Below are 20,566 nucleotides of genomic sequence, written 5' to 3'. Positions count from 1 at the left end.
ATGCAAACACCGAATATTAATACTAAGGCGCGTATTATTCCAAAAATTTATGCTTATCGAACACCAAGTAACCTGGAGAAACAGGGCTGGTTTAAAATTGGTTATACAGAAAGAGACGTAGATAGACGGATTCGTGAACAAACGCATACAGCCGGTATTACACCAGAAAAACTATGGGATTATGTTGCTCGTTTTAATGATGGTTATTATTTCAATGATCATGATTTCCATGCTTACTTGGTTCGTAAAGGTATCCCTAGAGATAGCGGAACTGAGTGGTTTAATTTTGAGAATGATGTAAGTAAATCAAAGCGAATGGTTTCTGCTTTTATGTTAAAAGAAGACATTCATGAGTTAGAAGGCTCTGTAAAATCTGAGAGTTACGTTCTAAGACAAGAACAAGCCGAAGCTGTTGAAATGACTGCTGAATATTTCAAAAGTCGTGAGTCAGGAGAGTTTTTGTGGAATGCTAAACCACGATTTGGAAAAACGCTAACTACTTATGACCTGATTAAAAAAGTGGAATTCTCAAACATTTTAATTCTGACAAATAGGCCAGCTGTTGGTAATTCTTGGGTAGATGATTATGAAAAGTTTATTAAGTACGACAAAGAGCATAATTACCACTTTGTAAGTGATAGTCCTGCGATTGCAAACAGAGATATACTGAGTCGCGACGAGTACCAAAGTAAAGTTGTAGATTCTTGGAATTTAAAGCAAATTGCTTTTGTAAGTTTACAGGATCTGAAGGGTTCTGCTTACTTTGGAGGAGATTATCCAAAATTGCGCTGGGTTAGAGATGTAGATTGGGACTTAGTGGTTATTGATGAGGCTCATGAGGCTGTTGAAACGAATAAAACTAAGTTTGCTTTAGAGAGAATTCAAACGGACTACATATTGCATCTTTCAGGAACACCATTTAAACAAATTGCTGGTGACAAATTTGAACCCAATCAAATATTTAACTGGTCTTATATGGATGAACAAGAAGCAAAAGCGAACTGGGATGAAAGTGAAACTGATGAACATAATCCATATGAAGAATTACCTACCTTAAACATGTATACATATCAAATGTCGAACATGATTGTTGAACAAATTAAACAAGGTGCAGATTTAGATGAAGAGACGAATGTGGATTATGCTTTTGATCTGAATGAATTTTTTGCTACTGATGATAGGGGCAATTTAATTTATGAAGCAGATGTCTTAAATTGGCTAGATTCTTTAACAAGTAATCAAAAATATCCATTTTCTACTCCAGAATTAAGAAATGAATTAAAGCATACTTTATGGTTGTTGAATAGAGTTGACAGTGCCAAAGCACTTGCTAATATTTTACGAAATCACCCTGTATTTGAGAACTATGAAATAGTCTCTGTTGCTGGGGATGGAAAACTCGAACAAATTAATGGAGAAGTAATAGAAGTCGATGAAGAAAATGTTGACGGGCGAAATAGTGCTTTGGAACGCGTAAAAAATGCTATAGCAAATAATGATAAAACAATTACTCTAACAGTTGGCCAATTGACAACAGGTGTAACAGTCCCTGAATGGTCAGGTGTTCTGATGTTAAGTAACGTGAAATCTCCCGCACTTTATATGCAAGCAGGGTTTCGTGCTCAAAACCCTCATAAATGGCCAGATAGAGATGCTGATGGTAATCCAGTGACCTATCGAAAACAAAATGCTTATATTTTTGACTTTGCCCCAGAGAGAACATTGGATATTATTGATGAGTTTGCAAATAATTTAAATAGTTCAACCTCTAGTGGAGGTGGAACACTAGAAGAACGTGAAGAAAATATAAAACGTTTACTAAACTTTTTTCCAGTCATTGGTGAAGATACTGACGGTCAAATGACTGAATTAGATGCAAAACAAGTCCTGACTTTACCAAAAAGAATAAAATCACGAGAGGTTGTTCGTCGTGGATTCATGAGTAACCTATTATTTAATAATATTGCGGGTATTTTCCGATCTAAAAAGGCCTTAGATATTATCAATAAGTTTGAAAAAACAGAGCAGGGTAAATTAACGACAGATAAAGATAAAGTAGATTCGAAAGATGTAGAAGATTTAAACGTAGATGAAGAAGGAAATGCATTTGTAGAAGATGAAGTTGTCGAAGAGAAAAGAGACAGACTTTTTGGTGACAAGATTTACGAGAGAAAAGAAATCGAGGAGATTCTTCAACCTACTGATATAGGTCTTACAACCAATATTCAAGTTCGAGAAAAGTTAAGTGATGCCCTAAGCAAAGAATTAGAACCTAGCTTTGATAAAATGCGTACGGAGTATGGGCTGACTATTAACCAACGGAAGCAAAAAGAGCGTGCTGCTAAAGAAAAGATTGATAGAGCAACTGAAACCTTTGAAGCAGAGTTAAAAGCACGTCAAGCAGACCGTAAAGCCCAATTAGAAGATGATGGTGCATTAGAAAATCCTGAAAAAGTTGATGAAGAAAACAAAACCTTTATTGAAGAAACCTATAATGACCTAAAAGCTAAAATAGAGGAAATAGTTTTAGAAACGACTACTGAAATCATAGAAGAACATGAAGTAAAACAAGAAGAGAAGAAAAAGAATACCGTAGAAGATGATATACGATCAAACTTACGTGGGTTTTCTAGAGCTATACCTAGTTTTATCATGGCATATGGGAATGAAGATTTAAATTTAATGAACTTTGATGAGTATGTTAGTGATGAAGTATTTTATGATGTTACAGGTGTTACATTAGAAGAGTTCATTTTCTTACGAGATGGTGGTACGTATGTTGATGATGAAGGTGAAGAACAACAGTTTAATGGTAACTTGTTTAACGAAGTAGTGTTTAATGAATCTATACTTGAATTTTTACGCAAGAAATCTGAGTTATCAAACTACTTTGAAGAAACTGAAGAAAATATTTATGATTATATTCCACCTCAAAATACCAATCAAATTTATACGCCTAAATGGGTTGTTCAAAAGATGGTACAACAATTAGAAGATGAAAATCCAGGTATTTATGATGATTCTTCTAAGACCTTTATTGATTTATATATGAAGTCAGGTTTATACATCACAGAAGTTATTAAAAGATTGTATAACAGTGAGGTAATTAAATTAGAGATTCCTGATGATTATGACCGTCTGAAACATATACTAGAGAATCAGGTGTATGGGTTAGCACCAACAGAGATTATTTATAGAATCGCGACAAGTTTTATCTTTAGCGAATTGACTGAGGGAATTAGCCAAAAGAACTTTGCGCTGTTAGATGCTTATCCATATGCAGAAAACGGAACTTTAGAAGAAAAATTAGATGAAGTATTTGAATAATTTAGATTGATAACTAAACCCCATATCCAATAATAAGAGATATGGGGTTTTATAGAAAGGTGAGATAACTATCAATACGAAACCAAAAATTATGGATGAATATACAAATAATGAACGAGAAAACTTAATTATGAAAGCAGTTATAAAATCTTTGACTGACTTAGGAGGAATTGAGAAGCGTAAAGAAGTAAAACGTAATATATATGATAACTCTACACTTATTCCTGAAGATTATATAGATTACACTAGAAAATCAAAACAAACTGGAAATGAGTATAAACCATTTGATTATCAATTTAATTTTGCTATAAAACACTTGTTATTAGCTGATTTTGTAAGATATCCAAAAAGAGGTGAAGTTGAGCTAACAGAAAAAGGTCGAAAAGTTAACTTAGAAACTTTTGATCCTTTAACAGAAGTACGTGTCATTTCAGAATCAGCAATGGAAGAAGAGTCGAAAAAAAGAATAGCGAAAAAGAAAATTAAAGAACCGATACAGATTGAAGGAGAAGAAGTAGACGATTCAGAAGATGTAGAAGAGATATGGCGAGACCAACTTAAAGAAGCACTTAAGAATATGACTCCTCATAAATTTGAGATATTTGCTAGAGGCTTAATGAATCGAATGGGGATCGAATTAGATAAATCCATTGGTATTCAAGCTACAGCCGATGGTGGACTTGATGGATTTGGATACATAACTGCCGATGATTTTAGAACAACTCGTGTTGCACTTCAAGCAAAACGTTGGGAAGGCAAGGTAAGCTCTCCCGAAATCGATAAATTCCGTGGAGCAATGGATAAGTATAATGCAGAATACGGTATCTTCATAACGACGTCAGATTATCCTAGATCTGCGATTGAAGCATCGAGAATTGGAACACGTGTTATTACGTTGATTAATGGTGATGATATATGCGACTTAGTAGCTAAGTATGAATTTTATGTTTCTCCAGTAACTACGTATGAGCTAAACGATTTTTATTTTGAAGAAGAATAGGTAGTACTGCATAAATGAGTTCCTTTAAAAATTTTAAGGAGTAATTAAATGGTTAAAGAAATTTATGAGATAAAACTTGAACATTATGATGAATTCAGAGATAAACTCTTTCGATTTTTTGATTTATATAAGGAATTTGAAGATAAGTCATTGTTATTTAGCGCACTAATAAATATTAATTTAGGTATACAAGATTTAAATCAACTGATTGATAAAATAAATCAAAATGATGTATATGATAGTAGTTGGTATTACGAATTAATAGTGAAAGGATATCAAATTCTAAATGCCTTTGACGAAATTGAAAATGTATTTAAAGTTGTAAAAAGTGGATATAATGATTTGTATGGTCAACCAGATAGTAAAGATGCTAAAAAACGGGAAAAACAACGTCAAAAAATAGATTTTTTTAGGGCGTTAAGAAGTTTAACGACTGCACATACTTTAAGAACAACAGATAAAGCATTCAAAAAATTTGGAATGTTTAAGGGTGTTTATCTAGAAGATGTTCGTTTTAAAAATAATTCAGCATTTAAGATAGTAGATGGAGATGTTGAGCTAGAACTTCGTATAGAAGAGGAATTTTCAGAAGATGGTTTAGGTGAAGTACAGTATAAAGGAATTTGGATAGAGAAAGATATTATAGAACCTATAAGAATAATTATTTCTAAACTAGAATTAGTGACTGCAAAACTTGTCAAACTGATTCAAGATAAAGAAAATTATTTTAAAAATGAAAAAATAAACTTCCCAGAAAAAGTAGATAAACTATATTTAAAAGAACTAAAGGCGGCTGTTATTAAACGATATCCTAGAGAAATAATAAATGAAACTTATGCAAATGGAGAAACAATTGAGTATTGGGCGATACAAGAGATTTTTGATTTTGTGAATTGGGATATAGAGTTTGGTGATGAAAGAGATTTAGAACTTAGATCCTTGCAAAACATAAAAGGAAATATTATTTGTCAATATGCCAATGAGGTTCAAACCATGCAGTTAACTCATAATGAAATGTATTTTCTTCCATACGGTATAAGCACTAAGGGAATCGATCATTATGCTAGTCAAAAGATTCAAGAATATTTAAGTGAAAGTGAAAGCTACCCATTTCTTGATGAAATCACCTCCTATACTAATAACTTAACAGAGGCAAGTAATATAAACAGAGTATCTAGTGAAACTTGGGCATGTTTATTATTATTAGAACTTCAACCAGAATTAGATAACTACTTTAAGATAGAATGGGAAAATATGACACTGCAAGAGATATATTGGCAATACTTATTAGCTTTAAATGTACGTCAAAAATATACAGATAAATCATAATTTTTTATTAATCCTATAGAATTTATCTTGAAAAATAATAAAAAAAATTTAAAAAACTACTTTAAATAAAATTAATTCAATGTAAAAGGATGGTATATAGTCAACGAAATTAGTACAGAGATCTTGGTTGCAATCATTGGAGTAGTTAGTGTCATATTTGGTGCAATAATAGGAGGTGTAATTGCACATCGTACGAATGTATATAATAATGAGAGAGAGAATGAGAGATTTGAACAGAGATTAAGACATGAGGAAATGCAACAAAAAAATGAAGCTGAAAAATTTGAACTGAAATTAGAACATGAAAATAGACAACAATTAAGAAAATATAAAATGGATCGATTACATAAAGTCTTAATCCCCATCATTGAAATATATGATAACGAAGAAAGACTATTGAGTGATTTAGATGAAACTAGTTCAGTGGAAATCTTTGGAGATGGAATACAACTTAATGCATCAAAATACATTGAGGAAATTATCGAAAAAAATAAAATTTACATGTCAGTAGATTTACTAATGGCATATAGTAAAGCAAAAGCTGATTATGATTATATGATGAGACATGATAATATAGGTCCGCAAATTTTCTACTTGGAACAAAATGGTGAAGAAGTAGCTTTATTTCTTTTCGATGAAAAAAGAGAGTTCATAAAGAAGATTGCAAAAGAAGCAGAAATTATAGAGAGCGAATATACTTAATCATTAGTATAAAGTTTGAAGATGTGGATACTGAAAGTTCCATTGGGAGGACTCATGACAATACGAAGATCAATTAGTAACAAGGTCTATGAAATTACAGATAGAGTGATAGTCGATATGAAAACTCAAGGTTTTGACCGTAGAGAAGGACAAGTAAATGTAATGTATACTGTGATTTCTGCCTTTGAAAGTAACGAAAATATGTTGATTGAGGCAGGAGTTGGAACTGGAAAATCTTTTGGTTACCTTGTCCCTGGAATACTGATATCCTACTTTACTGGTAAACCTCTGATAGTAGCCACTTCGACTATACAATTAACTGAACAGCTAGTTAAAGATATTGATACCGTTAGAAAACTATTAACTCCTTATCTGAAGGGAAGAAAAGTTAATTCAGTTATTGGAAAAGGTAAAAACAATTACCCTTGTATCTGTACTGTGAAGAATAAAATCGAAACAACAGGTAAAAGAATATATGTTGAATTACTAGATAAGATTGAAGCAGGGGTGGACAGACAAAACCCGAATGGCATTCCAAGAAAATATTGGAATGAAATAACCAAACATGAATGTACATCTACAAAAGGTTTTGATAGAAAAAATTGTTATTTTTATCAAATGAGAGCAGAATTAACAAAACAATCTATTGCAAAAGATATTGAAAGGATATTTGATCCACGTGTATTAGTTATAAATCAAGATTTACTAATTAATCACTATAAAAATATAGAGATTGGAAGAAATCCTATATTGCATGAAAACCCATGCTTATTAATAATAGATGAATTACATAATTTAGAGGAAAAGACTAGAACTGCGCTAACAACTAGAGTTGATATAAATAGTTCTTTAAGTGCACTAAGTCAGGTTAAGTTTTATGGGGAAATGCAAATAACAGAGTTAGAGATAGAATCCCTTAGAAAATCAATAGAAAAAATTTATGATTCTATAAATCGTGAAGTTAAAAAAGAAATAAATAAAGATGATCCATTGTTAATCAATGAAAAAATAACTATTTCTTCACGAGATGTTAAGATAGATGATTTAATTATTAATATCCGAGATATCTTAACTGCATTTATATTAAATACTGAGAAAAAGGAATACTATAGTAGAAATAGATATAAAAGTATAGAAAATGAATTAGAAAATTTGTTAATTTTTCTACAAGCTTATAATAATTCAAATGATAATTACATTGTTTGGGCGGAAATTAATAATCAGGAGAAGGGTTTCTTTTCAATTTATTATTGTCCAGGAGACATAGGTAAAACCCTAAAATCTAATATATTTACTGAACCAATTCCAACTGTTGGAATGTCTGCAACGATTACTAACAATCTTAATATGGAAAGTCCATATGAATATATCATTGACAGTATTGGTTTTGATGAGAATAAAGGATCGTGGGAGTATTCGGAAGAATCTGAATTTAACTATAATAAGAGCAACCTCTTTATTCCAAAAACATTACCAGATCAGAGGAATAGAAATAATAATTACTATCTATCTATTTCAGAATTAATTTCTAATATAATTAGTGGATGTGTCGGCGGTTGTTTAGTTCTATTCACTTCAAAATATGATATGGTAAATGTTCATAAAAAGTTAATTAATAAAGTTGATGATGTAATATATCTAGATGATGATAATCTGACTCCTAAGGAAATATTAAATGACTTTGAAAAAACTAAAGGTATAATTTTAAGTGCTGGAAGTTTTTGGGAGGGAATTGATCTGAAAGGGGAGTTGTTAACAAATTTAATTGTTGTGAGAATACCATTTCCTGTACCAGATCCAGTTATTGAGAATAAAATAAGTAGATTAGGAAACCGAGATGATATTTTAGTTCCTGAAATGATTATGAAGTTAAAACAAGGCACTGGAAGATTGATTAGAAGCAAAAGTGATATTGGGGTAGTAAGCATCCTAGATTCACGTTTAAATTTGCCGTACTATAAGTATAAAGAGATTATATATAATGAACTACCCTTCAAAAATCACATTTATGAAATAGAAGAAGTCAAGAAATTTCAATATGATAATAAACTTTAAATATTTGAATAGTCTAACTTTCTTAAAACATAGGCGTATGCGTGAAAATTTAGTCTAAACCATTACCAAAATCATTACCATATAGCTATAAACGTTGACGTGAGGGGGGAAGATGAGCCCCCTCACCCCCATTAAGTGAATAAGAATTGCTAAGAGCCTTCAAACTTCGTTTGAAGGCTTTTTTGCATTTTATAGACTGCTTGCAATTCCTATAAATCAGTACCAACTATTACCATCGAAAAAAGGGTAATGGTTTTGAATGATTACAGACGAAACACCGGTCAATACAAGACTTTATCGAACCATTACCAATTAAAAAGGGTAATGATTTTTTATTTTTCCATAAACTTCGTAAAATGATTCGCGGTATCTTTCTTGTCTTCTTTTGTCACATGAGCATAGATATTCATTGTTGTATGGATATCAGTGTGTCCTAGGCGAGCCTGTACGTCTTTTATTGAGGCTCCCATGGAGAATAGGATGCTGCAGTGCGTGTGACGCAAGCCATGAACAGTAATTTCTTTTAAACCATTACGTTTTTGAACGTTTTTCATGCGTCGATTGGGTACATTGATTGAATAGAAATTATTTCGAGTATTTGAAAACACAAGTTGATCCGATGACTTGGCTTATATCCAAGTTTGAACATAAACTGTGCTTGCTGCATCTTCCCTTCTTTTTGAAAATAATCTATTGATGGAGAATATTGATTGTAACTCACCATCTACAGCAGGATGGGTCGTCTTGGGAAGTTCAAATAATGGTTGGTTAGTTTGGAAAAATATTTTAGGGCCACCGATAGATATTTATAGAGAACAAGTAGAGTGAAATTTAGCATAGATATGTAATGTTACCAGCACTATATCTATAGTGAAGTTTACCAGTATAACTTGCATTTTAACTGAGTAAAACGAGATAAAATCTATTAGCTAATTTCACCTATAAATGTTACGATAAGTAATAATATGTATTTTGATAAAATATAAGGATTTGATACTATGCTAAGAGACGTATCAAAATGGGTGAAAACAGGACATGGTGGAGAGAGTACCTTACCGAAAGAAGAGATAGAGTCGCCTGACAACTTACAGTACCTGATTAAATACCCAAGGCCGAATGGTGTATCGTGGGAAGAAGTAACTGAACTTATTGCGGCTAAGATTGGAACAATTTTTGGATTAGAAATGATGAAGGTTGAGATAGTAACTCGTAATGACGAAAGAGGTTGCTTGCTTCGTAATTTTTTAGATGAATATGGTGCAAAGACCTTTGCTGAGGGTGGGCTTCTATTAGGTGCTCATTCTACAGGATATCAAGAGTTACAAAATTCCAAATCAAAAGGCATGGATTTAATTAATGAGGGATTCAAGGTGCTAGAAAGATTAGATATTTGGGATTCAATTAAAAAAGTTTATATTGATATGTTAATATTTGATATTTTGATTGGTAACCAAGATAGACATCCTTATAATTGGCAGATAATATATTTTGAAAAAGATTGTCGGTTTTCACCGATTTATGATAGTGGAGCATCTTTAGGTTTTCGATTTGATGATAAAAAATTGCATCAGATTTACACTAATTCTGACCAATTAAATGGGTATGTTAGAAGAACTAAGGTAAAAGCCGGAGTATTTGAAAAAATCACAGTCAGAGCTCATGATTTATTAGAATACATACAAATTTACTATCAGAGCGAGTTTAATAATAGTATAAAAAAATTAAAAAAATTTGATTTAGAGCAATATAGAAAAGAAATCGAATCGCTTGATTTTTTAAGTGTAGAGCAAGCAAAGTGGTTACAAGTCATTATTCCACACAGACAAAAAATGATTTTACAATGGATAGATGAGGAGGATCATCATGAATAATATTCAAACATTACTTGTGGTTTGGCAAGAAGAAAATAGTCGTTCTTATTACCATATCGGAACACTTTCTTATTACAATGGATTTTATGAATTTAATTATACATCAAGAGAAAAAAAAGGGCAGCTAGGTGATGCATTAGAGCATGGTTATGTGAAGCATCCTCTGTTTCCGGATCCGGATAAAAAATACCGTTCTAAGAAGCTGTTCCCAGCTTTTAACCAACGGATACCTTCATCGAATCGAAAAGATTATGATAGTATTTTAGATGAGTTGGGGTTAGGTCAAGATGCAAATCAAATGGATATTCTTCGAGCAACTCGAGGTCGTTTAGCCGGAGATTCGTATTCTTTTGAACAGCCATTACGTATTGAAGAAGATAATCGATTATCTTCACGTTTCTTTATACATGGTATGCGCTATCAAAACCTTCCTGAAGATTGGTATTCAATAGTTACGAAAAATCCGACACTTTATTTAAAATCTGAGCCAAATAATGAATACGATGAATATGCAGTAGCTATTTATACCTATAGAGGATTTTGTTTAGGTTATGTGCCTGCATTTTATAGTAAAGCGATTTCTTCTTTAATTAAACAAGATTTAATCCCTAAGATTCGAGTTGTGCGTGTCAATAAACAATCTGATCCGCATTGGTGGGTACAAGTTGATTTAGAGTGTGAAGTTCCTCATGAAATGGAGAATGAAGTAGAGGAATTACTGATTGCTATTTAATTTTAATACACTTAGGTCGCCTTGCTTAACATTTTGTTAAGCGAGGCGATTTTTTAGATTTAAAAAAGATAAGTATTGATTTGTCATGGAATTTTAAGATATTTAGCTGTAACAAAGTCAAGCAGTAATTACTGAATCTTATCAAGCACTGAAATCATTATGCTATAATAATGTTAGCGCCTTCTATTTATGTGGAATATATAGCATTATCTATTACAAAATATATTATACAAGGAGTGGAGTTAGATGAAGGGTCAAGAGGAGATGCTCTTTCAGTATATGGAGGGGTCATCCAAACGATTTGTGATTCCTGTCTATCAGAGGAACTATGATTGGCAGATTGAACATTGTAAACGATTATATGATGATTTGATAAAAGTTCATAGAGAAAATAGACGCAGCCATTTTTTTGGAAGTATTGTTTCAGCTAAAGACGATCAGTTAGGAATGCACGAATATCTAATTATAGACGGCCAGCAACGATTAACTACGGTATCTTTGTTGTTATTGGCTTTGTATGATTTACTAGAAGAAGGTCGAATTCAAACGGATCGGAATAAATTAACTGAAAAGATTAGAGACGAATTTTTGATTGATAAATATACAGAAGACGAGACAAAAATTAAATTAAAACCGGTTAAAGATGATATGCAGGCTTATATGGCACTAATTGATGATATTAATGATCCAATCAAGGCTTCGAATCTAACAGTTAACTATAATTATTTTTACAATCGGATTTTAAGGCAAGAAATACAACCAGAAGAATTATATGATGCATTTTGTCGCTTACAAATTATTAGTATTAACCTTGGACGAGATGATAATCCACAGTTGATTTTTGAAAGTCTGAATTCAACTGGGTTAGATTTAAGCGAAGGGGACAAAATCCGTAATTATATTTTAATGGGTGTGCAGCCAACGAAACTACAAGAAAGATTTTATGAAAAATATTGGCATAGGATTGAAAAACATACAGACTATGAGGTGAGTGCTTTTACAAGAGACTACTTAAGCATTAAGACCCAGGCCACGCCAGCAATGAAAAGAGTGTATTTGAAGTTTAAGGATTATGTGGAGATGAACCCTTTTGCTAATAGAGAAACCCAAGAAAACAATGCCCAGAAAGAATTTTTGTTGGGTGATTTACTCAATTATGCGAAACGCTATGAAATTTTATTAAAGGCAAATAGTAAAATAGGGGAACTAAATAGTATCATTGATCGCTTAAATCGATTTGAAGCAACAGTTACCCGACCATTTTTAATGGAAGTTATTAAACATGCAGAAATAGGGGACAGTGAAGGCAATCGATTAAATGAAGCAGACCTTATAGAAATCTTTAAAATAGTGGAGAGCTACCTATTTAGACGGCAAATGTGTGATATTCCAACCAACTCACTGAAAAGCATTTTTGCCTCTTTAAATAATGAGATTATGCGCTATGATGGGACGATTGAAGATTATGTCGAAAAATTAAAGTATACCTTATTGGGTAAAACAGCTAGTCGTATTTATCCAGATGATCAGATGTTTGCTGAAGGATTATCGACTAAACATGTATATTTAATGCAGTCGAAAAACAAGAAGTACATTATGGAGCGATTTGAAAACTGGGGTACAAAAGAAGTGAAAGATGTCTGGGGACTTATTGAAGAAGGAACTTATACAATTGAACACATAATGCCTCAAACTTTAACCACTGCATGGAAAGATGAATTAGGTCCAGACTATGAAACCATTTATGAAGAGTGGAATGATAAACTGGCAAACTTAACACTGACCGCTTACAACTCACGATATAGCAATAGTAGCTTTGAGAAGAAACGCGATATGGAAAACGGTTTTCGCCATAGTGGCATTCGGATGAATCAAACGATTGCTCAATATGATAAGTGGACAGCTAAAGAGTTAGAAGAGCGCAATGATCGCTTAGTAAGCCAGGCTAGGAATATTTGGCCAATGGTTGAAACAGAATATGAACCGGCTGAAAAAGTTATGGATTCTATTACACTAGCAGATGAAATCAGTATGACTAATAGACGAATCTCCAAGATTTCCTTCCAAGGAACTGAACAAGAGGTTATTAGTTGGGTTGAGGCCTATATGGAGATTATTTCCATATTGCATGCAGAAAATCCAGTTATTTTGCATCAGTTAGCAGTTGATTCTACAGGTGAGCCCCCCCGTACTTTTGTATCCGATCAAAGTGAAGGAAATTCAAATTATGCTAAGTTGGAAGACGGGATTTACTTATGGGTCAATACGAATACCAATACCAAGTTAAGTTTTTTACGAACTTTATTTGAGATGTACGATGTTGAAGAAGAAGAGTTGGTTTTCTATTTAGCCGATACTAGGAAGACAGAGAAGCAACCTTCAAGATGGGTTATCCGAGACGGCTTTTGGAAAGAAGCCTTACCCATTTTTCGAGAGAAGACAGGGCAGTTTAAAAATGTAAATCCTTCAAGATCCAATGAGAAAAACACTTATATTGGGTACTCAGGTATTAATATTCGAACCGTTGCAAACTTTGATAATATACGGATCGAATTAAATTTAGGAAAAAACAATAAAGATGAAAATAAGGCTATTTTTAATTATATTCAAAAAGAACAAGCAGAAATTGAAAACAAAGTAAAACAGCTCTTTGTATGGGACAATAACCCTGAGAATGTGACCTCTAAAATATATATTGAATATAATGGACTGGGTATTGAAGATGAAGCTGATTGGCAAGCATGTATTGATTTATTTGTTGAGGGAGTCAATATAATTAATGAGCATTTAGTTCCACTTGTAGAAGATTATTTTGTTGAAAATAGTTAGTATAATAATTATAATGATCTTTTTTTAAGGAAGTGAATATTATGTTTAATCAAGAAGATGAAAATAATCAGAATAGAGATTTAAGCACATTTTATCCAATTCCAGAAAAATGGGACTTAAGAGGAGATTCTTATTTTTGGGAAAATTTAAGAGATGCTATGAAAAAGGGGACACCAACAAATAATGTAGAGGAATTTGAAACCAAAATTAATAAAATTTTTTAGAGAAAAGACGGGACGCTCTTTATTTTACAAGGATATAATTTATATAGATAAATATGCTCATGGAGGAATGTCTAGTGGAATGATATCTACGGATTGATGGAGAAATGAGGCTATTCCTCTATTAATTTCAAGATATATAATATAATTGTATAAAAAAATTTAGCTTGAAATCCAGATATATGAATCACATGAGGAGGAGTTTTAATGAAATCGGCTAGACAAATTGGAGAAATAGTCAATTTAAACGCGCGCGAGATAAACAAAATTTTGCATGAAAAAGGTTTGTTAGATGGTACTCCAGGAAAATGGACTTTAACAGAACTAGGAAAGAAGTATGGTGAAATTAGAAAAAAAGATAATGGGGAAGGTGGTTAAGCATTGAAAGAATGGCAGTTTCCAATGTGGAAAGAAAAAGTTATAAAGAAGTTTTTTGATAAAAAATAAGAAAAAAACATCTTAAAAATCAGATATTTGAAAGACCCCATTTATTAATAAAATTAGGGACTCATTCAATTCGTACTTAATAATTTTACTCTCATGTTCTAATTGACGAAGGTAATTGATAGCATTTTCTGTATTATTATGTGTCAATTTAGAAGTCCTCTCAGGATCAGTTGAAATTAAATAAAGATCATATAAATTATAATAAAGTAATTCAATGTTATTAGCCGTAAAAAATTTATTTAATGCATGTTTCTGATCTTCAATCATTAAATTATTAATGTTATCAGATATAGAAAATTGGCGTTTTTTTTGAATAGCTATTGGACTCATTCCAGTATATTCGCTAGCTTGAGCTAATGAAAAAGTTAAATAATTAGTTTTTCCTGTAACATAGCCTACATCTACATCAAAAAAGTCTGCAATTAAAATCATAGTTTGAAATTTAGGAAATCCTATTTTTTTTTTGGTAAGTTGAACCAATATTTGTCCAACGACTCACGTCTTTTTGACTGAAGTATTGATAATATTGTTGATTTAATTTATTTGTAAAAGATTCTTGAGTTAGATTATGATTTTCAAGCATTCTTTCAATCTATTATTCCATATTTCAGCTTTATCACTATATATGTCATCCATGGTATAAAATCCTCGATTTTTATTATATTATATTGCGTATATAACCCTTGTGCAACTTAATAGTCAATTATATAATTAAATTAAGATAATCATGATAGAGAGGAAGGGATGGATGATGAAAGAAGAAAAATCATTTAAAGAAAAAATAAAAGAACATAAAAAAGAAATACTGGTTGGAGCGGGAATAATTACTTTTTCTGTAGGAGCTTTAATATTTTGGAAAAATAAAGATAAAATTCAAAAAACTATGGAAAACTTGCTAGAAAAAAATGATGTATCAGTTGAGAAAGCTGTTGATTATGCCAAAGATAATAAAGATATAGTGGATGTCAGTGGGCATACTAAGAATTTACCTAAGAATCATACTGCTTCGAAAAAATAGAAAAAATTAGCTCTAAATAATAGTATACCATTGGCTGAAAATCAAACTTATGTATCATCTCATAAGAGGGCAGCCTAGTGTAAAACTAATATTATAAGAGAAGGTGGGAATAAACATAGGAGAAATATTTCCAGATATTGATTGGTATTATGATCGATGTAATAGTTATTTGAATAGTCAATCAGACTTTGATGGTAATAAATATATTTGGGAATGTACAGAGTATGGTTATAAAAATAGTATATCTAGAACGAATATATATGACTCAGAAGATGATTCTAAAAATAGATAATAACATAGGCGTATGTGTGAATTTTAGTCTAAACCATTACCATTTCTATTACTGCAAGACTGATAGAGTTGATATGACAGTGTTTAGTCGAGCCCCCCTCTATAAACAGTTTTACAATAATTGCTAAGATCCTTCAAACTCATATTTGAAGGACTTTTTTTTTTGATAATGTTTCTACCACCACTTTACTTTATAGAGTTATATTCCTTCAACCCACTTATTCCCTCTAACCCCTTATAATTGATTTATCCATTTAATTACTTTAAACTTAAATTAACGCAATTAGAGATAAATTTTTACAAAATAATTTTTAGAAAGGAATCTTCTTATGAGTGGAAAAATTACTGTAGGTCGTGCCGTATTAAAAATTATTGAGAGCTGGGGTGTGAAACAGATTTATGGTATTCCAGCTGGTTCTTTGAATTCACTGATGGACAGTATGTATGATGAACAAGACGAAATCAAATTTATCCAAGTTCGTCATGAAGAGGTGGGAGCACTTGCTGCGTCCATGCAGTACAAATTTTCAGGTAATATTGGCGTTGCTCTCGGTTCTGGTGGCCCTGGTGGAACGCATTTGATGAACGGTCTTTATGATGCACGTGAGGACCGCGTCCCTCTTTTAGCAATTATTGGGACACGTCCTCTAGAAGAAATTAATATTGATGGATTCCAAGAATTAAATCAAAATCCGATTTATGCGGATGTATCGGTTTATAACGCTCGCGTTGCTTACGCAGAACAACTTCCAAAAATTATTGACCGTGCCATTCGAGAAGCGCTTAATAAAAGAGGGCCTGCAATTGTTGAAGTTCCGGTTGATTTTGGTTGGGCAGAAATAGAAGATGATGCTTGGTATTCTTCCGCAAGTAGTTACCGTGAATTTGAAACGCCACCTATAAACCAAGGGGACATTCAAAAAGCAGTGGGATTGTTAGAAGAAGCTGAACGACCAGTTATCTATGCTGGGATTGGAACGCGCGGACAAGGCGAATCGGTTCAAGAGCTTTCTCATAAAATAAAAGCACCCATTGTCACAACAGGTAAAAATTATGATAGTTTTGACTTTGCTTCCATCGACTTTATGGGATCTGCCGGACGTGTCGCTTGGAAACCAGCTAATGAAATCATTGATGAAGCAGACACCATTCTCTTTATTGGTAGTGATTATCCATTTGTGGAATCGAGTGGAATCTTCGATAACAAGAAATTTATCCAGATTGATATTGATGCAGGTCAGTTAGGGAAAAGACGTGCTGCAGATGTTGCTATTTTAGGGGATGCGGGTACAGCCATTCGTGAAATTACCAAAGAAATTCGTGCAGTATCGGATAGCCCTTGGTACCGTGCAAGTATCGCCAATAACGAAAACTGGCGTGACTATATGACTCGTCTTGAAACGAAAGAAGCAGGCGATTTACAAGCCTTTCAAATATTTAATGCCATTAACAAATTTGCAAAAGAAGATGCCATCTATTCAGTTGATGTTGGGAATGTGACGCAACATTCCGTGCGTCATTTGCATTTAACTCCTAAAAATTTATGGCGTACTTCTCCTAAATTTGCCACTATGGGTAATGGTCTTCCTGGCGCCCTAGCGGCCAAGTTAGAATTTCCAAATCGTCAAGTGTGGAATTTATCTGGAGATGGTGGCTTTGGTATGGTTATGCAAGATATCGTCACTTTAGTTCAATATCAATTACCTTCTATCCATATTGTTTTTTCAAACGAAATGTATGGGTTTATTAAAAGGGAACAAGAAGTAACCAATAAAAATCCTTACTTTGGCGTTGATTTTGAAAGAGCAGTTGATTATGCCAAAATTTCTAGAGCTCAAGGAGCTGAAGGCTATACCATCACAAAAATCGAAGAGATTGATGACGTATTCAAAAAAGCATTGGCAGATGAAGCAGCAGGGAAAACAGTCATTATTGATGCAAAAATTACTGATGAACAGCCGATTCCTATTCAAACTCAGTATTTAAGACTGGATTCAATGAAATATTCAGAAGGAGAAATTAAAGAATACAAAGATCGCTATGAAGCCTGGGATTTGAAACCATTTCGTGCGTTTCTTGAAGCAGAAGGTTTAAAATCAAAAACAGAATAAATTCAAATAATTAGTAGAGACTCCCAAATGTTTAGATTGAAATCTAAACACTTGGGAGTTTTTTATTCAAAACCCAATCATCGCACTTCTTTATCTTGTTTGGTATAATAGATTATAATAATTATAATCCATAACCACTAAAAATGATGCAGGAGGAAATTATGACAACTATTTTTGATGTTAAAAATATGTCTTATGAAGTGAACGGTAAGAAGATCCTAAAAGATATTTCCTTTACCGTAGAAAAAGGGGAGTTTTTAACCATTAAAGGGCCTTCTGGGAGTGGGAAGAGTACCTTGTTGGAATGTCTGGCTTCTTTAATCAGTCCAAGCTCTGGGGAAATCTACTATAAGGGTAAGCCACTATCAGCTTTTGACGTGACCGATTACCGAAAAGAAGTTTCATATGGGTTTCAAAACGCTTCACTATTTGGAGAAACGGTTGCGGAAAACTTAGCCTTTCCTTATCTCATTCGTGACCAAGAATTCGACCGTAAACGTGCCCTTGAATTGTTGAAAAAGGTCAATCTATCGGAATCTTATTTAGAACAGAAAGTAACCGCTCTTTCCGGGGGAGAAAAGCAGCGAATTGCTTTGATCCGAAATGTCGTCTTTATGCCGGAAGTGCTGCTTCTGGATGAAGTGACTAGCTCATTAGATGAAGCGACACGCCATGACATTGGTGAAGCCATCCGCCGGTTTAATCAAGAAGAAGGCGTGACTGTTCTGTGGGTTACCCATAACACAGAAGAAATTAAAAATGCGACTAAGACGATGGAAATAGTTGCTGGCCAAGTGGAGGTAGATACACATGCCTGATTTAAATATTTCAAATTTATCACTAGCTTTAACCGGACTACTCATTGTGATTGCTTTAATCATAGATTCCAAAGAAAAATTAGGGTTAAGAAAAGATATTATCATTGCGACGATTCGAACAGTGGTGCAACTCTTTGCCATTGGGTACATACTAGGTTATATCTTTGAAATTGATAATACGATTGTGACCTTTGTGATGGTTCTCTTTATTATTTTTAATGCGGCCTTTCAGGGAGCCAAGAGTGCGGAAGGAATTGATCATTCTTTTGCTATTTCCTTATTAGCAATTGGTGTTGGAACCTTCGTCTCACTTGGAGTGATGCTGTTTTCTGGCGCATTGAAATGGATTCCTTCACAGATTATCCCGATTACGGGAATGATTGCTAGTAACGCCATGACCGCAATTGGGGTTGGTTACCGTACAATGCGGTCTAAATATACCGATCAGCGTCAACAAGTACTAGAACGCCTTTCTCTAGGGGCAAACGCAAGCCAAGCATCGCAGTCAATTATTCGTGCTAGCATTAAATCCGCAATGGGGCCAACCGTAGACACAACAAAAACAGTTGGTTTAGTGAGTTTACCGGGTATGATGTCGGGGATGATTTTTGCGGGTGTTGATCCTATTGCGGCGATTCGCTATCAAATTATTGTCATGTTTATGCTGATTTCTACAACAGGATTCTCCACGATGATCTCCAGTTACTTGGCATATCGTAGTTATTTTAATGATAAAGTTCAACTTGTCATCAAATAGAATGGATTTACTGCTAGATACTTTCTAGCAGTATTTTTTTCTTTAAACGACAAATCTTTTAGTTTTTCACTCTTTCAAGTATACTTAAGAAAGAAATCAAGAACGAGCTAGGGGTGAGAGTATGTTTACCAAGCAAAGATTGACTGGCGCCTATGAAGGTGCACGCGTTGAACCCTTTGATGAAACAACGAAATATGTTTTTATTAGTGATCACCACCGTGGTGATGGGAGTTTATCGGATGAATTTACAAGGAATAGGAATATCTTCCAGTATGCACTCGAATACTATTATCGCAATGATTTTACCTATGTAGAAGCAGGAGATGGCGACGAACTCTGGGAATATCAAGACGTCAAGTATATTAAAAATGCCCATCCAGCGATTTTTTCTACTATTAAACAATTTTTTGATGAGGACCGCTTTATCATGATGTGGGGGAACCACAATATTTATTTAAAAGATCCTAGTTATGTGGAGAGGCATTATTACACAAACTACGACGAATATCATGAAACCTTCTACAGTTTTTTGGAAGGACTTAAACCTATTGAAGCGCTTGTTTTGAAACATACGCGAACGGGGCAAGAAATATTAACCGTTCATGGGCATCAAGGTGATGCACCGAATGATCAGTTTTGGGTCTTAACCATGTTGTCACTCAAGTATTTTTGGCGTTTCCTACATGCTTTTGGGATTCGCAACCCGTCAAGCCCGGTTAAAAATATTAGTCGACGACACAAAATTGAAAAGAACTATAGTAAGTGGATTGCTGAAAACAAGATGATGCTCATTTGTGGGCACACCCATCGGTTTAAATATCCCCGAAAAAATGCCTTACCTTACTTCAATACGGGCTGTTGTGTTTATCCAACCATTATTACCGCTATTGAAATAGTGGGAGAGGAAATCCAACTTGTAAGGTGGCACGTCAAAAGTGATGAAGAAGGATCGCTTAACGTCGTTCGATCCGTTATGAGAGGGCCAGATAATGTGAAAGAATTTGATTTAAGGGATTTAACAGAATCACCAGCACTATAAAACAGTTTTTAGAGAAGG

The 20,566-nt window shown here is 33.3% G+C and carries 17 protein-coding genes and 1 pseudogene; 16 read left to right on the top strand and 2 right to left on the bottom strand.

What is annotated here, in order from left to right; translation table 11 throughout:
- The 5 genes from BW727_RS05255 to BW727_RS05235 all read left to right on the top strand — a co-directional run bounded on the left by BW727_RS05255 (window position 1) and on the right by BW727_RS05235 (window position 8,413).
- Window positions 1-3,327 (top strand): DEAD/DEAH box helicase family protein, encoded by a 3,327-nt coding sequence (locus BW727_RS05255; RefSeq protein ID WP_062470242.1) that lies wholly within the window; start codon window positions 1-3, stop codon window positions 3,325-3,327.
- A gap of 91 nt (window positions 3,328-3,418) precedes the next feature.
- Window positions 3,419-4,327 (top strand): restriction endonuclease, encoded by a 909-nt coding sequence (locus BW727_RS05250; RefSeq protein WP_062470239.1) that lies wholly within the window; start codon window positions 3,419-3,421, stop codon window positions 4,325-4,327.
- A gap of 48 nt (window positions 4,328-4,375) precedes the next feature.
- Window positions 4,376-5,656: a hypothetical protein gene (locus BW727_RS05245; protein WP_062470236.1), complete on the top strand. Its 1,281-nt coding sequence runs from the start codon at window positions 4,376-4,378 to the stop codon at window positions 5,654-5,656.
- A 123-nt stretch (window positions 5,657-5,779) separates the two neighbouring features.
- Window positions 5,780-6,358, top strand: coding sequence for a hypothetical protein (locus BW727_RS05240; protein ID WP_062470232.1), 579 nt, complete (start codon window positions 5,780-5,782; stop codon window positions 6,356-6,358).
- Window positions 6,359-6,412: 54 nt separating this feature from the next.
- Entirely contained in the window at window positions 6,413-8,413 is a 2,001-nt protein-coding gene (locus BW727_RS05235; protein ID WP_062470230.1) for an ATP-dependent DNA helicase, read from the top strand.
- A gap of 332 nt (window positions 8,414-8,745) precedes the next feature.
- Here the strand turns inward: BW727_RS05235 and BW727_RS05230 are convergent.
- A pseudogene (locus BW727_RS05230) lies at window positions 8,746-9,027 on the bottom strand (tyrosine-type recombinase/integrase); the annotation flags it as partial.
- 82 nt (window positions 9,028-9,109) lie between these two features.
- Here BW727_RS05230 and BW727_RS10915 point away from each other — a divergent pair.
- The 6 genes from BW727_RS10915 to BW727_RS10605 all read left to right on the top strand — a co-directional run bounded on the left by BW727_RS10915 (window position 9,110) and on the right by BW727_RS10605 (window position 14,445).
- Window positions 9,110-9,241, top strand: a complete 132-nt coding sequence (locus BW727_RS10915) for a DUF4357 domain-containing protein (protein ID WP_082220156.1) — start codon at window positions 9,110-9,112, stop codon at window positions 9,239-9,241.
- 170 nt (window positions 9,242-9,411) lie between these two features.
- Window positions 9,412-10,284: a HipA domain-containing protein gene (locus BW727_RS05220; RefSeq protein ID WP_062470227.1), complete on the top strand. Its 873-nt coding sequence runs from the start codon at window positions 9,412-9,414 to the stop codon at window positions 10,282-10,284.
- Window positions 10,277-11,017, top strand: a complete 741-nt coding sequence (locus BW727_RS05215) for an HIRAN domain-containing protein (protein ID WP_062470223.1) — start codon at window positions 10,277-10,279, stop codon at window positions 11,015-11,017. The genes BW727_RS05220 and BW727_RS05215 overlap by 8 nt, the downstream gene beginning before the upstream one ends.
- A gap of 246 nt (window positions 11,018-11,263) precedes the next feature.
- Window positions 11,264-13,846 carry a DUF4268 domain-containing protein gene (locus BW727_RS05210; protein ID WP_062470220.1) on the top strand — a complete coding sequence of 861 codons (2,583 nt, stop codon included), beginning with the start codon at window positions 11,264-11,266 and terminating at the stop codon, window positions 13,844-13,846.
- Between the two features lie 41 nt (window positions 13,847-13,887).
- Entirely contained in the window at window positions 13,888-14,070 is a 183-nt protein-coding gene (locus BW727_RS05205) for a hypothetical protein (RefSeq protein ID WP_062470217.1), read from the top strand.
- A gap of 204 nt (window positions 14,071-14,274) precedes the next feature.
- On the top strand, window positions 14,275-14,445 hold the full coding sequence (locus BW727_RS10605) for a hypothetical protein (RefSeq protein WP_156179558.1): 171 nt from the start codon (window positions 14,275-14,277) through the stop codon (window positions 14,443-14,445).
- Window positions 14,446-14,526: 81 nt separating this feature from the next.
- On the opposite strand, the gene BW727_RS05200 is transcribed toward BW727_RS10605, so the two are convergent.
- On the bottom strand, window positions 14,527-14,994 hold the full coding sequence (locus tag BW727_RS05200; protein ID WP_062470214.1) for a hypothetical protein: 468 nt from the start codon (window positions 14,992-14,994) through the stop codon (window positions 14,527-14,529).
- A 271-nt stretch (window positions 14,995-15,265) separates the two neighbouring features.
- Between BW727_RS05200 and BW727_RS05195 the strand changes: the two genes are divergently transcribed.
- From BW727_RS05195 to BW727_RS05170, 5 genes are all read left to right on the top strand, one after another.
- Entirely contained in the window at window positions 15,266-15,532 is a 267-nt protein-coding gene (locus BW727_RS05195) for a hypothetical protein (protein ID WP_159443132.1), read from the top strand.
- Window positions 15,533-16,152: 620 nt separating this feature from the next.
- Window positions 16,153-17,934 carry a pyruvate oxidase gene (gene spxB, locus BW727_RS05185; protein WP_062470207.1) on the top strand — a complete coding sequence of 594 codons (1,782 nt, stop codon included), beginning with the start codon at window positions 16,153-16,155 and terminating at the stop codon, window positions 17,932-17,934.
- A 161-nt stretch (window positions 17,935-18,095) separates the two neighbouring features.
- Window positions 18,096-18,752 carry an ABC transporter ATP-binding protein gene (locus tag BW727_RS05180; RefSeq protein WP_077795764.1) on the top strand — a complete coding sequence of 219 codons (657 nt, stop codon included), beginning with the start codon at window positions 18,096-18,098 and terminating at the stop codon, window positions 18,750-18,752.
- The gene (locus BW727_RS05175) at window positions 18,745-19,509 is read left to right on the top strand and encodes an ABC transporter permease (RefSeq protein WP_062470204.1); all 765 of its coding nucleotides are present in this window, start codon (window positions 18,745-18,747) and stop codon (window positions 19,507-19,509) included. The genes BW727_RS05180 and BW727_RS05175 overlap by 8 nt, the downstream gene beginning before the upstream one ends.
- 121 nt (window positions 19,510-19,630) lie before the next feature.
- Complete coding sequence (locus BW727_RS05170; RefSeq protein ID WP_062470201.1) at window positions 19,631-20,548, top strand: metallophosphoesterase family protein; 918 nt, start codon at window positions 19,631-19,633, stop codon at window positions 20,546-20,548.
- Window positions 20,549-20,566 lie beyond the last annotated feature (18 nt).

The sequence above is a fragment of the Jeotgalibaca dankookensis genome (assembly GCF_002005405.1).
GTDB lineage: Bacteria > Bacillota > Bacilli > Lactobacillales > Aerococcaceae > Jeotgalibaca > Jeotgalibaca dankookensis.
This window is presented reverse-complemented; position numbering and strand designations above follow the sequence as displayed.

Bases quoted from the DNA above. Each gene is read 5' to 3' on its own strand.
- BW727_RS05255 (WP_062470242.1), top strand. From the start codon at position 1: ATGCAAACACCGAATATTAATACTAAGGCGCGTATTATTCCAAAAATT.
- BW727_RS05250 (WP_062470239.1), top strand. From the start codon at position 3,419: ATGGATGAATATACAAATAATGAACGAGAAAACTTAATTATGAAAGCA.
- BW727_RS05245 (WP_062470236.1), top strand. From the start codon at position 4,376: ATGGTTAAAGAAATTTATGAGATAAAACTTGAACATTATGATGAATTC.
- BW727_RS05235 (WP_062470230.1), top strand. From the start codon at position 6,413: ATGACAATACGAAGATCAATTAGTAACAAGGTCTATGAAATTACAGAT.
- BW727_RS10915 (WP_082220156.1), top strand. From the start codon at position 9,110: ATGGAGAATATTGATTGTAACTCACCATCTACAGCAGGATGGGTCGTC.
- BW727_RS05220 (WP_062470227.1), top strand. From the start codon at position 9,412: ATGCTAAGAGACGTATCAAAATGGGTGAAAACAGGACATGGTGGAGAG.
- BW727_RS05215 (WP_062470223.1), top strand. From the start codon at position 10,277: ATGAATAATATTCAAACATTACTTGTGGTTTGGCAAGAAGAAAATAGT.
- BW727_RS05210 (WP_062470220.1), top strand. From the start codon at position 11,264: ATGAAGGGTCAAGAGGAGATGCTCTTTCAGTATATGGAGGGGTCATCC.
- BW727_RS05205 (WP_062470217.1), top strand. From the start codon at position 13,888: ATGTTTAATCAAGAAGATGAAAATAATCAGAATAGAGATTTAAGCACA.
- BW727_RS10605 (WP_156179558.1), top strand. From the start codon at position 14,275: ATGAAATCGGCTAGACAAATTGGAGAAATAGTCAATTTAAACGCGCGC.
- BW727_RS05195 (WP_159443132.1), top strand. From the start codon at position 15,266: ATGAAAGAAGAAAAATCATTTAAAGAAAAAATAAAAGAACATAAAAAA.
- spxB (WP_062470207.1), top strand. From the start codon at position 16,153: ATGAGTGGAAAAATTACTGTAGGTCGTGCCGTATTAAAAATTATTGAG.
- BW727_RS05180 (WP_077795764.1), top strand. From the start codon at position 18,096: ATGACAACTATTTTTGATGTTAAAAATATGTCTTATGAAGTGAACGGT.
- BW727_RS05175 (WP_062470204.1), top strand. From the start codon at position 18,745: ATGCCTGATTTAAATATTTCAAATTTATCACTAGCTTTAACCGGACTA.
- BW727_RS05170 (WP_062470201.1), top strand. From the start codon at position 19,631: ATGTTTACCAAGCAAAGATTGACTGGCGCCTATGAAGGTGCACGCGTT.